Genomic DNA, 13,065 nt, shown 5'->3' on the forward strand with positions numbered 1-13,065 from the left:
GCCCTCGCCGACCGGCGGATTCAGGGGGCGCCAGCGCTGTCGGTGCGATCGTCGCTTCGGACGCGCGATTGCTCGCGCCCCACCACTTCGACCTTGGGCGATTTCCACGGACCGGTGACGCGGTAGGTCTTGGCGCCCATTTCCGCCAGCGGCTTCTTCAGCACGGCGTTGGCCACCGCACCCACGGCGGCGCCGATGGGCCCACCCGCCACCGCGCCCACGGCGGTGAGTACGTTCGCGGATTTCGGCTTCACGTCCACGGTCTGGTCGAACCGCTCGGCCCGCAGGTCGGTGTCGCCGCGGATCAGGATCTCGGCGGCGGGGCCGTCGATCAGCAGGTTGTCGCTGCGCGCCATCCCGCCGGTGAGGCGGATGTCACCGTCGATGCGGTTGAACGCAAAGCCCTTGGCGAAGAAATCGCTGAAGTCGAGCATCAGGCGGCGACGTACTTCCGCCACGCTCAACAGGCCCAGCACGCGACCCGCACCGGGCTCGACCTCGAGCAGGTGCCCGTCCCGCGCGGCAAGCTTCACGCTGCCTTCCAGCGCGGCCAACCGGAAGCCCTCCGGACTGCCCGACCAGCCGGCCTCGGCGGTGATCTGCCCATGGCCACCCCGCACACGGTCGCCCAGGCCAAGGTCGTCCAGCAGTTCGCCGAAATTCTCGCTCTTCACGTCCGCAGCGAAGCGCGTCCGTGCCGCGACACCGGTACCCGTCCACTGGCCGCGCACATCGATCTGCTGCCCCGGCGAGCGCAACTGCAGCGCGTCGACATGCATGCCGTCCGCCTGCTGGCGCGTGCGCAGCTTGGCGGCACCCAGGTGTGCATCGCCGAAGCGCAGATCGTCGATATCCAGCGACAGCGGAGGAATGGCGGCAGGGTCGAAGTCGTCCGTGGCGGCGCGCACGGTCGGGTCGGTGCGCGGTGCGCCACCCGCACTCGCCTTGCGCCAATGGACGCGCGCGAGCTTGCCGGCAATCGGCGCGCCCTTGGCATCAGGCACCAGCAGCGCACCGGACAAGGCCTCGCCATCCAGCGAGACCGCGAGCGCCTGTTGCGCGGGGGCGAGCTGCAGGCGGGTATCGGGAAAGGAAGCGCCGATCATGAGCAACTGATCCGCGGTCACGTCGACATGGCGCAGTGGCAGGCTGTCGCTTCCACCGCTGCCGCCGCGCGCCACCGCCACCCACTCCATCGCGTCCAGCGTGCCGGTATGTCCGGTGGCCACCAGCCCGGACGGCGGAGGCGCATCCTTCACCTCGCTGCTGCCCAGCACCACGCGCACACCGGTCTGACCATTGCTGGCGCGCGCGCGCAGCGCGAGCACCTTGCCGAAGGCCACGTCGATCTGTCCGCTGCCCATCGGCAACGGCGCTCGCACGGTTGTCGCCAGCGGCGTGGTGGCGGATTTGCGCAGCGGCGCCGGCAGGCTCATCGCGGTACCCACCAGGTCCGATGTCAGGTTGAGTTGCGTCGGCGCTGCGGTCTTGCCTGCCGCCACGCGCGGGATGTTCACGCCCACCGTCCATTGCGAACGTCCGTCCATGTAGGGCTTCAGCCACGCCATCTCGGCGGCACGGTCCAGCAGGCGGTCGGCTTCGACCATCGCGGACAGGTCGGCTTCGAACGCCTGCGTGCGATCGCGCGTGCCACTGCCTGCGCGCAGGCCAAGTACCCCGGCCTGCCCGTCGTGCACGACCTGCAGCGGCCCCGAGGCGAACCCGCCATCGTCATAGCGCGCCTTGCCACGTACGTCGTCGAACACGAGGTCCCAGCGTTTTTCGGCCAGCTGCGCACCTTTGAGGTCCACCGTGCCGGCCAGCTTCTTGCGCGCCTGCTCACCCGCGTGCAGCGGTTGCAGCAGATCGAACGTCGCCGCCACCGGGCCCTTGGCCTGCAGATGGTCGAGCGTGTCGCCATAGGTCTTGTGCAGCGGACTCTGCCGCAGCAGCGCGAGCAGCTTGCCCGCATCGGTCTCGGTACGCGCGATGATCTTCAGGTCGGCATCGCGGAAATCGGCGATGCCGGCCTGGAACGCCGGAATCGTCACGCCCGCCAGCGCCCCTCGTCCCTGCAACTGGAACCCGTTGCCGATGAAGGCGATCTCGGCGTCGACCTGGTCCAGCTGCGGCCACTCGGGCTGGAACTTGAACTGGCCATCGGCGATGCGGGCGACCGCTTCGAACCTGCCGTTCTGGTGGAGGAACGGCCAGTCGTCGAGGTCGCCACTGACGATCGCGCGACCTTCCCGCACGGTGCCGCCCACCAGCGCGGCATTGAGCCAGTCCACTGCGGCCTTGGGCATCTTGTGGTGGATCCAGAATCCCTTGGCTACCGGCACCGGCGCATCGGCCAGGTCCGCCGCGATGTCGATCCACGGTCGCGTGCCATCGCCCTGGAACCACATGCCGCCACGCACGTCGGCAGCGTAATCGGTCCCCTGCACGTGCAGCGCCGAAGTCCCCACGCGCCAGCCCGCGCCTTCACGCCACCCCACCACGTCGCCTTCCAGGCGCACGTCGTGCACCACTTCGAACCCGCTCGGCCAGTCGAAGCGCATCGTCGCTTGCGGAAGCAGCCGCAGGCGGAACCCTGCAGCGTCGCCATCGAAATCCCCCGCCAATCCGCGGATGCCGGGGGCATCGCCAACCGCACGGAACCCGATGTCGCGCAACTGTCCTTCCACGCGCATCGGACCATTCCTGCGTCCGGCCAGCGCCAGCCGTGCGAGGCGCGCGCCCGGCCGCGCCTGGAACAGCCAACGGCGCACGCCGGGATCGACCTTGTCGCTGAGCCCGAGCACCGCCAACAGCGGTGCTGCATCCACCTGGTCCGCCAGCAAGGCGTAACGCTCGCCGCCGGCCAGTACCAGGCCGTCCAGCGTCTGCACGGCAGGCGCCGTGCCCACCCGCAGGCGCGGAGCATCGAGTCGCCAGCCACCGGCCACCAGGCGCCAACGCATGCGTCCTTCCATCTGCTCGAAATCGATGCGCGTGGGTGCTGCCGATGTCGGCAGCGGCGCGCCACGCAGGCCCACCTGGCGCAGGTTGGCGTCCGCCGTCACCATCACCACGCGATGCCGGCGCAGTTCCGTCCAGGCCCGCACGCGACCGTTGCCGCGCTCGGCCACCACGCCGGCGTAGCGCAGCAACGGCGACCAGGCGCCGATATCTTCCGCAGCCACATCGAGATAGGCACGGCCATCGCCGGCCTTGCGATCGAAGTCGACCGCCACGTTCAGTGGCGCCGCGTCCTTGCGTATCCATGCCCGCGTGCCGGCGCGCACGCGATCGCCCTGGACGCGCAGGCGCAGGTCGATTTCGGGCAGGCGGATATCCCATCCCAGCGACGGTGCAATGATCGCAAGCCGTCCGTCGATGACCTGCAGCTCACCCAGGCCTTCAAGGCTCTTCAGCGGGTCTTCGGTGGATTGCTGCTGTCCGGGCAGGCCCCGTACCGACCAGCGTCCGTCGTCCTCCCGCTGCAGCGTCAGCGCCAGGCCGCGCAGGCGCAACTCGGTGAAGGAGCGCCCTGGCAGCAGTCCGCCATACATCGACACCAGCACTTCTGCCTGGCCGATACGCACGCCGGCATCGCCTTCACCCAGGCGCAGCCCATCGAGCTGCAACAGCGGTCCGCGGCGTGTCCATTGGGTCTTCACCGCATCGAAGGCGACGGGCCGGCCGGCGCGTTCGCTCAGCCATGCCGCGACCCGATCGGGATGCCGCTCCGCCAGCGGCAGCACCTGGCTGGCGATGCCGAGCACCACGGCCATGCATACCAGCACCACCGCGATGCCATAGACGGCACTGCGGCGAGCCAGGCGCAGGCGGCGGCGCAGCGGGGTGGGCATCAGTTCGCTGCGCTCGGCGTGGTTTGCGATCCGGAATGCGGGACTCGAGAAGACACGAGTCGCGCTTCGCTTGTGCGAATCGCCCACCACGCATCACGAATCACGGCTTCACAGCAACACGACATCGAACTGCTCCTGCAGATACTGCTCGTCCGCCTGGAAACGGATCGACTTGCCGAGGAATTCCTCCAGTTCCGCCACCGCGGACGATTCCTCGTCGGTGATGCGGGCAACGACTTTCGGCGAGGCGATCACCAGCAGGCGCGCGGCCTCGAACTGGCGCACCGCGCGGGTGATCTCGCGGAAGATCTCGTAGGTGACGGTTTCGGCCGTCTTGATGGCGCCACGCCCGCTGCATTCCGGACAGGGCTCGGACAACTGGCGCGCCAGGCTTTCCACGGTGCGCTTGCGCGTCATCTCCACCAGGCCCAGCGGCGAGAACTCGTACACCGTGGTCCTGGCGTGGTCCTTGGCCAGCGACTTCTCGAGCGTGCGCAGCACCTGGCGGCGATGCTCGGGATCATCCATGTCGATGAAATCGATGATGATGATGCCGCCCAGATTGCGCAGGCGCAGTTGGCGCGCGACGGCCTGCGCGGCTTCGAGATTCGTGCGATAGACGGTCTCTTCCAGATTGCGCTGGCCGAGGAACGAGCCGGTGTTGACGTCGACCGTGGTCATCGCCTCGGTCTGGTCGATCACCAGGTAGCCGCCGGACTTCAGCGGCACCTGCTTGTCCAGCGCGCGGCCGATTTCATCTTCGACGCCGTACAGGTCGAAGATCGGGCGCTCGCCGGTGTACAGCTCGATGCGCTCCGCGAGCACCGGCATGTACTTGGCGACGAACGCCTGCAGGCGCTCGTAGGTTTCGCGCGAATCCACCTTCACCTTCTCCACGTCCTTGCGGATCAGGTCGCGCACGGCGCGCAGCGGCAGGCTCAGGTCTTCGTACAGGATGCTGCACGGCGGCAGCTCGCGGCCGCGCTTCTCAACGATGTTCCAGACGCGCGACAGATAGGCCAGGTCCTCGGCCAGGGCTTCCGCCGGCTGGCCTTCGGCATTGGTGCGGATGATGTAGCCGTGTCCGCCATGCTGGGCGGCGAGATCGGTCACCACCTGCTTCAGTCGATGGCGCTCGGCATCGTCCTCGATGCGCGCGGAGACGCCGATCACCTTGGACTGGGGCAGCAGCACCAGGTAGCGCGACGGAATGCTGATCTGCGTGGTGAGCCGCGCGCCCTTGCTGCCGATGGGATCCTTCACCACCTGCACGACGATGTCCTGCCCGTCACGCAGCAGGTCCATGATCGGCGCCGGCGGCGGTGCGGGCAGCGGGGCCTCCTCGCCATCCACCACCGCACCAGGCGAGGAGCGCACGATGTCGTTGGCATGCAGGAACGCCGCACGGTCCAGGCCGACCTCGACGAAGGCCGCCTGCATGCCGGGCATCACCCGCTGCACCTTGCCCTTGTAGATGTTGCCGACCACGCCCCGGCGCCAGCCGCGCTCGATGTGCAGTTCCTGCAGCATGCCGTTTTCGATCACCGCAACGCGCGTTTCGCGCGGGGTGACGTTGACCAGGATTTCTTCCGACATGCTTTCCTTCCCTCAGGCTGACGCGGTGGCGACAGGCGCCGATGGATGGATGTCGAACTCGCGCAACAGTCTCGCGGTTTCGTGGAGAGGCAGGCCCATCACCGCCGAGTAGCTGCCGGCCAGGCGGGTGACGAACTGCTCGGCGCGCCCCTGGATCCCGTAGGCACCCGCCTTGCCCATGGCTTCGCCGCTGGCCACGTAGGCCGCGATGTCATCTTCGTCCAGCTCGGCGAAACTCACGTCGGTGACGACGAACGCCTGTGCTTCGCGCGCGGCGCTGACCACCGAGACCGCGGACACGGCCTGGTGCGTGCGGCCCGACAACCGGCGCAACATGGCGGCGGCATCGGCGGCATCCACGGGCTTGCCGAAGACCTCGTCGTCCAGGATCACCTCGGTGTCGGCGGCCAGCACCACGGCACCGGGCGAGCCCATCACCTTCAACAGGCCGGCGCCCGCCTTCTCGCGGGCGACCCGGCGCACGTACTCCGTGGCGGGTTCGCCGGGCTGGCGGTGTTCGGGGATGTCGAGGTCGATGCGGCCGAACGAGAGCCCCAGGCGGGTCAGCAGTTCGGCGCGGCGGGGGGATTGGGAAGCCAGGTAGAGCATCCCGGAAGAATAACCTGCGGCGCCTGACTGAATGACCGCTGATGATGGCCGGGACGGCGTAACCCTGCGCCGCATCACGGCCCGTTCATGTCATCGTGAACACCCTTGCGCGTCGACGACGACCGGGTGCCCGCAAGCCCGAACCACGAAAAGGAGATCCCATGCGTCTGCCCCTGCTTCGCCCGCTACTGCTCGCCATCACCCTGTCTCTGGGAACCACTGCCGCCATGACCACTTCCGCCCAGACTGCGCCGGCCTATGCCATCCCGGCCGACGGCACGCTGCTCAACGTCTCCGCGCAGGCCGAGGCCTCCCGCGTTCCCGACATCGCCACCATCTCCGCCGGCGTGGTCACCCAGGCCGTCGACGGCAACACCGCCATGCGCCAGAACAGCGAGCAGATGGCCAAGGTCGTGGCCGCGATCAAGGCCGCCGGGATCGCCGACAAGGACGTGCAGACCAGCGGCATCAGCCTCAATCCGCAATACCGCTACGCCGAGAACGAAGCACCGAAGATCACCGGCTACCAGGCCAACAACACCGTCAGCATCAAGGTCCGCGACATCGCCAAGCTGGGCAAGGTGCTGGACGCCCTGGCCGGCGTGGGTGCGAACCAGATCAACGGCCCCAGCTTCGAGATCGACAATCCGGAACCGGTCTACGACGAGGCGCGCCTGGCCGCGCTGAAGAAGGCCCAGACCCGTGCGGAGACCTATGCCAAGTCGCTCGGCCTGAAGGTGCGCCGCATCGTCAGCATCTCCGAAGGCAATGGCGGCTTCCGCCCGATGCCGATGATGGCGATGGCGAAGATGGAGGCCCGCGACGCCAGCGGTGCGCCGCCGGTTTCGCCAGGCGAGACCACCGTCTCGATCAACCTGGACGTGGTGTTCGAACTGGGCAAGTAAGCACCGCCTGCTCCCGACGACGGCGCCCTGCGGGGCGCCGTTTTCGTTGGATGGGCGGATGGCCGGACTACGCCGAAGGTCGAACCCCACCCCCCTTGCGGACGCCATCCGCCGGAGTACAGTCTGGACATGCGGCGCCGGGACGTTGCAACCCCACTCCTCGCGGCCGAGCGTTGTTCCGTTCACAGCCCTCAGGAGGTGGATCATGGTTCGCGCACTACCCCACGGTTCCGATACCCGCATCGAGCTCGGCCGCATCGCGGCCATCGCCGCCGCCATCGCGGTCCATGCCGCCGCCCTGCTCATGCTGCTGATGCCGATGGCGGCGGCGCCCATCGCAGCACCTGTGAAGCCGAAGATCGTCATCGAGTGGTACAAAAAGGAACAGGTCGAGCCCAAACCGGTTGAAGCAGAGATCGTCAAGCGGGTCACGCCCAAGCCTGTCGAGCCACGTCCGGTGGTGAGGCCTGTCGAGGACAAGCAGATTGTCGATGCTCCCATCGTCGTGGACCAGGGCAGCGAGCGCGCCATCGATACCTCCGTCGCCGTAATCGACAGCGGCGATATCGGCGTCCCGTCGCCCGGCACCGGTCCATTGCCCTCCGCCACGCTTGAATACGTCCGCGCGACGTCGCCTCGCTATCCGATCAGCGAGCTGAAGAGTGGCGTGGAAGGCACGGTGGTCCTGCGCGTGCTGGTGGATGTGGACGGCACGCCCCTCGACGTGAGCATCGAGAACAGCAGCGGCAACCGCAATCTGGACAGGTCCGCCCTCCAGCACGTGCTGAAGACCTGGCGCTTCAAGCCCGCCATGCAGAACGGGCAGGCGGTGCAGGCTTACGGCCTGGTGCCGATCGCCTTCAGCCTGCAGTGATCTTCCTGGAATGAAAGCAGAAGCCCGCCGGAAGGCGGGCTTCTGCTTTCTGCAGGAGCGACGCAAGTCGCGACCGCAGACCATCCGATCTCGATCTGCCACTACCTCGGCTCGCTTTCCGTGGCGGATGTCGATTCCCGTGTATGCACGACGCGCGGTCGCGACTCGCGGCGCTCCCGCAGAAGGCACCCATCGCTCAGGCGCGGTGGTAGGGATGGTTCGCCAGCATCGCCGCCGCGCGGTAGACCTGCTCCGCTACCAGCAGTCGCACCAGCATGTGCGGCAACGTCAGCGGGCTGAGCGACCACTTCTCGTGTGCAGCAGCCACGACATCGGGTGCATGGCCTTCAGGCCCCCCGATCAGCAGCGCGATATCGCGGCCCAGCGTACGCCAGTGTTCCAGCCGCTGGGCGAGTTGTTCCGACGAGTACGGCTTGCCGGTCACTTCCAGCGCGACCACATGGGCATTCTTCGGCAAGGCCGCGAGTACGCGCTTGCCCTCGTCCTCGATCGCACGCTGCGGATCGCGGCCCTTGCCACGCAGGCCCGGCTCGATTTCGACCAGTTCGAACGGCAGCCAGTGCGACAGGCGCTTCTGGTACTCGGCGAAGCCTTGGGCGACCCACGCGGGCGCACGCTCGCCGGTGGCGATGAGACGGCATTTCATGTCGCCATGATAGCGGCGTCACACGTTCATCGGCCCGCTTGCAAGGGTCATGCCTTTGTCATGTGGCGGTTATGTGCGCTGCCTAGCGTCGCGGACTCCCCAGCCCGCAGGAGTCGCATGATGACGATGTTCGATCCCTCCCGCCGCCAGGTCCTGAAAGGCAGTGCCGCCGCCGTCGCCATGGGTGCCATCGGCAGCCTCGGCGCGTTGCATGCGCGACAGGCCCATGCCGCCACGGCCGCGACACAACTTTCACCGGTCCCGAGCCGCTATGGCCCGCTCGCGCCGGTCGCGGATGACGCCACCGGCCTGCCGTTGCTGCAACTGCCGCGCGGCTTCCGCTACCGCTCCTTCGGCTGGAGCGGCGACCGCATGGAAGACGGCCAGCCCTGCCCCGACCGCCACGACGGCATGGCCGTCGTCGGCGTGCGCCATCCACGCCGCGGCCGGGGCGGCAAGGGCCACGGACATGGCCTGGAGTACGTGCTGATCCGCAATCACGAGCGCGGCGCCGGCACGCCGATCCGGGCACCCGGCATGTACGACACCGGCACGGTCAGCGGCGCCGAGCGCGCGGGCGGCGGCACCACGACCCTGGGCTGGCGCCATGGCGAATGGACGCGCATGGAGCCGAGCCTGGGCGGCACGCTGGTGAACTGCGCGGGCGGCCTGACGCCGTGGGGTACGTGGCTGAGCTGCGAAGAGATCAAGACCGACGCCACCTCCAGCACCGGCCGCAAGCATGGCTACGTGTTCGAGGTGGATCCCGAGAACGAACGCACGACCGGCCGCCCGCTGGTGGGCCTGGGCCGCTTCAGCCACGAAGCGGTGGCCGTGGATCCGCGCACCGGCATCGTCTACCTGACCGAGGACGACCGGAACAAGTCGGGCCTGTACCGCTTCATCCCGAACGACCGTCGCGGCCGCAACGGCTCGCTGGAGAACGGTGGCCGGCTGCAGGCGGCGCGCGTGCGTGGTCGTCGCAACGTCGACCTCAGCGTGGCGGCGATCGGCGACGAATACGCACTGGAGTGGGTGGATGTTCCCGATCCGGACCTGGACACGATCGTGGCGCCGGCCGGGTTCCCCGACATTTCCGCCGGGGAGACGCTGAGCGGGCCGTTCGCGCAGGCGTGGAGCGAAGGCGCGCTGCGCATGAGCCGTGGCGAAGGCATCTGGTACAGCTACGGCAAGATGTTCATCGTCGACACCAGCACGGGCGTGGACGCGCAGGGCCGCAAGGGTCGTGGCAACGGGTCCGTGTGGGTCCTCGACCTGTTCACGCAGCGCCTGAAGGCGCTGTTCGTCAGCGGCCACCAGCTGGCTGCCCACAACCCCGACAACATCACCGTCAGTGGCCGCGGCGGCGTCGTGCTGTGCGAAGACGGCGGCGAGAGTCCCGACGAATACGGCCCCGGCGCGCGCCTGATCGGTTTGACCCGTGCCGGCGAGTCGTTCTACCTGTGCAAGAACAATGTGCAGCTGACATCCACGCAGATCGCCAATGCGGGCAAGTCGGTGCCCGAGGGCGACTACCGTGAGAGCGAATTCTGCGGCGCGTGCTGGGACCCCTTCTCGCGCACGCTGTTCGTCAACCTGCAGACGCCGGGCATCACCGTCGCGATCACCGGCCCATGGGAGCGCGGGCCGCTCTGACGGAGATCGGCGAAACGAAGAACGGCGCCCTGGGGCGCCGTTCCTTCGATGCATGACGATCGGCCTCAGAGCCGCGATTCGTCAGCCGTTTCGATGTCTTCCGGCGGCTGGTCGCCCACGGTCCACAGGCGCTCGAGCGCGTAGAACTCGCGCACGCGCGGCAGCATGACGTGGACGATCACATCACCCAGGTCGACGAGGACCCATTCGGCCTCGCGCTCGCCTTCCACACCCAGCGGCATCACGTCGAGCTTCTTGGCGAACTTCACCACTTCGTCGGCAATCGATTTCACATGGCGGGTCGACGTGCCCGAGGCGATCACCAGGTAATCGGCGACGCTGGACTTGCCGCGCACGTCGATCTCGACGACATCCTTGGCTTTCAGCTCCTGCACGGCGGCATGCACCGTGGCGAGCAGATCCGGCAGGGCCGGCGGCGGACTGGGCAGACGGGTCTTGATGACGTGGGCTTGGCTGGACAAAGGCTTGGTGGCTCTTGGAATACGGCGGCGATTATAGCGAACCCGTGCCGGCCGCCCGTGATGCGTAAAGCCTTTCGTCGGCAATGGCGTCCGCGACCGCCGCCGGAACGAGGTGCCGCCAGGCCTCGCCTGCAGCAATGCGACGGCGGATCTCGGTCGCCGATTCGGGCTGAAGCGGGTGACCGAGCCGGTATACACGCCCCGCGGGCACCCTCCACAGTCCATCGGGACACGATACCCACCGGTCGGCGAGGGCATCCGACAGCAACGGGGGAAGGCCCGCGCCCAACGGACTGCCGGGTCGGTCGGCGACGATGAAATGCGCCAGATCGAAGAGCGCCGTCCACTCCCGCCAGGTCGGCAGGCCCAGCAGGCTGTCCGCACCGATCAGCAGGGCGACCGGGACCGCGTCGCCCTGCTCGGCCCGGAGTTCGCGCAGCGTATCGATGGTGTAGGAGCGGCCGTCCGGCTCCCGCGCCGCACGGAGCAGTTCGCGCCGGTCCACGCGCAGGCCGGCTTCATCCGCCACCGCCAGGTCGAGCAGATGCGCGCGCTGGCAAGCGGTGGCGCCCGGCGGGGCACGATGGGGGGGGTCGGCTGCCGGCATCAGGTTGACCGGCACGCGGAATTCATCGCGCGCAGCGCGCGCAATGGCCAGGTGCCCGTTGTGGACGGGGTCGAACGTGCCACCGTAGTAGAGCTGCAGCCGTGATGCGTGAGGCGTGAGGGTGGATTCGTGGTTCGGCATCGGCATCGGCTTCCGCGAATCAAGAATCGCCGATCGCCACGTTACGCCACCAGCAGGCGCACGGCCTTCGCCTCGGCGATCGCCAGCAGCAGGCGCTCCAGGCCCACCCAGGCATCACCATCGCCCCGCCCTTTCGCGGTGCGGTCGATCTTCGACGCTTCGGCGACGAAACGGTCCCAGCGCGCCGGCGTCGCATGCCGTTGCAGCGCACGCTTGAACGGCGCCTGCTTGGCTTCCCAGATGCCCTGCGATTTCATTTCGGCAGCGAGGTTGCCGCCACTGGCCTGCACGCGCGCCAGCGCTGCGGTGCGCAGCAGCTCCTTGACGACCATCGGCATCAGGCCGGCGACCATGTCGCCTTCTGCGCGCAGGCCGGCGAGGATGCGCGAAACCTGCGCGCCCTGCCCGGCCAGCACTGCATCGGTCAGGCGGAAAACATCGTAGCGGGCAGCGTTCGCGACCAGCGATTCCATCCGCTCGACATCCAGCACCTCGCCTTCGCTGAGCAGGGCGAGCTTGTCGATTTCCTGCGCGGCCGCCAGCAGGTTGCCTTCGACGCGATCGGCCAGCAGTTGCACGGCATCGCGGTCTGCACGCACGCCCTTGCTGCGCAGGCGGCTTTCGATCCAGCCTGGAAGTTCGTGCGGTTTGATGGCCCATGCCACCGCGACCACGCCGACGCGTGCGATGGCATCGCTCCACTTGCCCTGGTAGGCCTTGCCCCATTCGCCGGCGGTGATCAGCAGCACCACGTCCGGCGGTGGGTTGGCGCAGAACGCGCTGATGATCTCGGCGCCCTCCTTGCCCGGTTTGCCGCCCGGCAGCCGGACCTCGACCAGGCGGCGCGCACTGAACAGGCTGGGCGCATTGAAGCTCGCCTCCAGCCGGTCCCAGTCGAAATCACGCCCGTCGGCATCGAAGACTTCGCGCTCGCCGATGCCCTGCGCGCGCGCCTGTGCACGCACCGCATCCGCAGCTTCCAGCACGCGCAGCGTTTCGGGGCCCGCGATCAGGTAGACCGGATGCAGCGTCTCGGACGCGCCGCGCGCGGCCAGCTGTTCCGGCTTGAGTTCCATCAGGGCGCCACGTTCACCGGACCGGAGCGCACCACGCCGTCGATGCGGCGCAGGATGGAGGCCGCCATGTCGCGACGCAGCTCGTCAGCGAGTACTTCGCGCTCTGTCGCGGTACCGGTCGCATCCTGCGGTGGCGACACGTAATCCCGCGACAGCTCCACGACCTGCTGCGGCACCAGGTCGGTCCCGTCCGCGCGCTTGAACGCGAAGACCACCGCGTAGCGCAGACTGAATTCCTGTGCGCGGCCGAACTGGTCCACGGCGATAGGCAGGTCGCCCCAGCGCTCGGACAGGATGCGCAGCGTGGCCACCTGCTCTTCGGGCATCGCGGCACTGTCTTCGCCGATGGGCGCGGCCAGCGTCGCACCCGCGCCCTGCAGGCCACGCGACAGGCTGGTGACCAGCGCGCTGTAGGACGTGGACGCGCCCTGCACCCTGATCGGCCCCAGGTCGGACGGCAGCGCGATCTTGTTGCGCAGGTGGAAACCGCAACCGGCCAGGAAGACCAGGGCGACGAGGAGCAGAGGCAGGCGGAATCGGGTCATGGGCGAAGTCTGGACGAGGCCGTCATGGGCGGCAATAGCGTAGCCGGACCGCA

The 13,065-nt window shown here is 68.4% G+C and carries 11 protein-coding genes; 3 read left to right on the plus strand and 8 right to left on the minus strand.

Annotated elements, in window-relative coordinates:
- Positions 1 to 20 precede the first annotated feature (20 nt).
- From WBN46_RS03420 to WBN46_RS03430, 3 genes are all read right to left on the minus strand, one after another.
- On the minus strand, positions 21 to 3,854 hold the full coding sequence (locus tag WBN46_RS03420) for a YhdP family protein (protein ID WP_337730303.1): 3,834 nt from the start codon (positions 3,852 to 3,854) through the stop codon (positions 21 to 23).
- Between the two features lie 108 nt (positions 3,855 to 3,962).
- Positions 3,963 to 5,450: a ribonuclease G gene (gene rng, locus WBN46_RS03425; RefSeq protein ID WP_192200559.1), complete on the minus strand. Its 1,488-nt coding sequence runs from the start codon at positions 5,448 to 5,450 to the stop codon at positions 3,963 to 3,965.
- Positions 5,451 to 5,462: 12 nt separating this feature from the next.
- Positions 5,463 to 6,059: a Maf family protein gene (locus tag WBN46_RS03430; RefSeq protein WP_337730304.1), complete on the minus strand. Its 597-nt coding sequence runs from the start codon at positions 6,057 to 6,059 to the stop codon at positions 5,463 to 5,465.
- 161 nt (positions 6,060 to 6,220) lie between these two features.
- Between WBN46_RS03430 and WBN46_RS03435 the strand changes: the two genes are divergently transcribed.
- Positions 6,221 to 6,964, plus strand: a complete 744-nt coding sequence (locus WBN46_RS03435) for an SIMPL domain-containing protein (RefSeq protein ID WP_337730305.1) — start codon at positions 6,221 to 6,223, stop codon at positions 6,962 to 6,964.
- Positions 6,965 to 7,169: 205 nt separating this feature from the next.
- Positions 7,170 to 7,838 carry a TonB family protein gene (locus tag WBN46_RS03440; protein WP_337730306.1) on the plus strand — a complete coding sequence of 223 codons (669 nt, stop codon included), beginning with the start codon at positions 7,170 to 7,172 and terminating at the stop codon, positions 7,836 to 7,838.
- Positions 7,839 to 8,034: 196 nt separating this feature from the next.
- Here WBN46_RS03440 and rlmH read toward each other — a convergent pair whose 3' ends face one another.
- The gene (gene rlmH, locus WBN46_RS03445; protein ID WP_192200555.1) at positions 8,035 to 8,505 is read right to left on the minus strand and encodes a 23S rRNA (pseudouridine(1915)-N(3))-methyltransferase RlmH; all 471 of its coding nucleotides are present in this window, start codon (positions 8,503 to 8,505) and stop codon (positions 8,035 to 8,037) included.
- A 120-nt stretch (positions 8,506 to 8,625) separates the two neighbouring features.
- Between rlmH and WBN46_RS03450 the strand changes: the two genes are divergently transcribed.
- The gene (locus WBN46_RS03450) at positions 8,626 to 10,161 is read left to right on the plus strand and encodes an alkaline phosphatase PhoX (protein ID WP_337730871.1); all 1,536 of its coding nucleotides are present in this window, start codon (positions 8,626 to 8,628) and stop codon (positions 10,159 to 10,161) included.
- Positions 10,162 to 10,226: 65 nt separating this feature from the next.
- Here the strand turns inward: WBN46_RS03450 and rsfS are convergent, their stop codons facing one another.
- The 4 genes from rsfS to lptE are packed head-to-tail and all read right to left on the minus strand — an operon-like array spanning position 10,227 to position 13,012.
- On the minus strand, positions 10,227 to 10,643 hold the full coding sequence (gene rsfS / locus WBN46_RS03455) for a ribosome silencing factor (protein ID WP_093490425.1): 417 nt from the start codon (positions 10,641 to 10,643) through the stop codon (positions 10,227 to 10,229).
- Between the two features lie 31 nt (positions 10,644 to 10,674).
- Complete coding sequence (gene nadD, locus WBN46_RS03460) at positions 10,675 to 11,391, minus strand: nicotinate-nucleotide adenylyltransferase (RefSeq protein ID WP_337730307.1); 717 nt, start codon at positions 11,389 to 11,391, stop codon at positions 10,675 to 10,677.
- 41 nt (positions 11,392 to 11,432) lie between these two features.
- Positions 11,433 to 12,467, minus strand: a complete 1,035-nt coding sequence (holA, locus tag WBN46_RS03465) for a DNA polymerase III subunit delta (RefSeq protein ID WP_337730308.1) — start codon at positions 12,465 to 12,467, stop codon at positions 11,433 to 11,435.
- Complete coding sequence (gene lptE / locus WBN46_RS03470; RefSeq protein ID WP_337730309.1) at positions 12,467 to 13,012, minus strand: LPS assembly lipoprotein LptE; 546 nt, start codon at positions 13,010 to 13,012, stop codon at positions 12,467 to 12,469. The genes holA and lptE overlap by 1 nt, the downstream gene beginning before the upstream one ends.
- Positions 13,013 to 13,065: the final 53 nt, after the last annotated feature.

Source organism: Pseudoxanthomonas sp. CCNWLW251 (assembly GCF_037402255.1).
Classification (GTDB): domain Bacteria; phylum Pseudomonadota; class Gammaproteobacteria; order Xanthomonadales; family Xanthomonadaceae; genus Pseudoxanthomonas_A.

What these genes read in the sequence shown, in the direction of transcription:
- WBN46_RS03420 (WP_337730303.1), bottom strand. Translation starts at nt 3,854, where the DNA reads ATGCCCACCCCGCTGCGCCGCCGCCTGCGCCTGGCTCGCCGCAGTGCC.
- rng (WP_192200559.1), bottom strand. Translation starts at nt 5,450, where the DNA reads ATGTCGGAAGAAATCCTGGTCAACGTCACCCCGCGCGAAACGCGCGTT.
- WBN46_RS03430 (WP_337730304.1), bottom strand. Translation starts at nt 6,059, where the DNA reads ATGCTCTACCTGGCTTCCCAATCCCCCCGCCGCGCCGAACTGCTGACC.
- WBN46_RS03435 (WP_337730305.1), top strand. Translation starts at nt 6,221, where the DNA reads ATGCGTCTGCCCCTGCTTCGCCCGCTACTGCTCGCCATCACCCTGTCT.
- WBN46_RS03440 (WP_337730306.1), top strand. Translation starts at nt 7,170, where the DNA reads ATGGTTCGCGCACTACCCCACGGTTCCGATACCCGCATCGAGCTCGGC.
- rlmH (WP_192200555.1), bottom strand. Translation starts at nt 8,505, where the DNA reads ATGAAATGCCGTCTCATCGCCACCGGCGAGCGTGCGCCCGCGTGGGTC.
- WBN46_RS03450 (WP_337730871.1), top strand. Translation starts at nt 8,626, where the DNA reads ATGACGATGTTCGATCCCTCCCGCCGCCAGGTCCTGAAAGGCAGTGCC.
- nadD (WP_337730307.1), bottom strand. Translation starts at nt 11,391, where the DNA reads ATGCCGAACCACGAATCCACCCTCACGCCTCACGCATCACGGCTGCAG.
- holA (WP_337730308.1), bottom strand. Translation starts at nt 12,467, where the DNA reads ATGGAACTCAAGCCGGAACAGCTGGCCGCGCGCGGCGCGTCCGAGACG.
- lptE (WP_337730309.1), bottom strand. Translation starts at nt 13,012, where the DNA reads ATGACCCGATTCCGCCTGCCTCTGCTCCTCGTCGCCCTGGTCTTCCTG.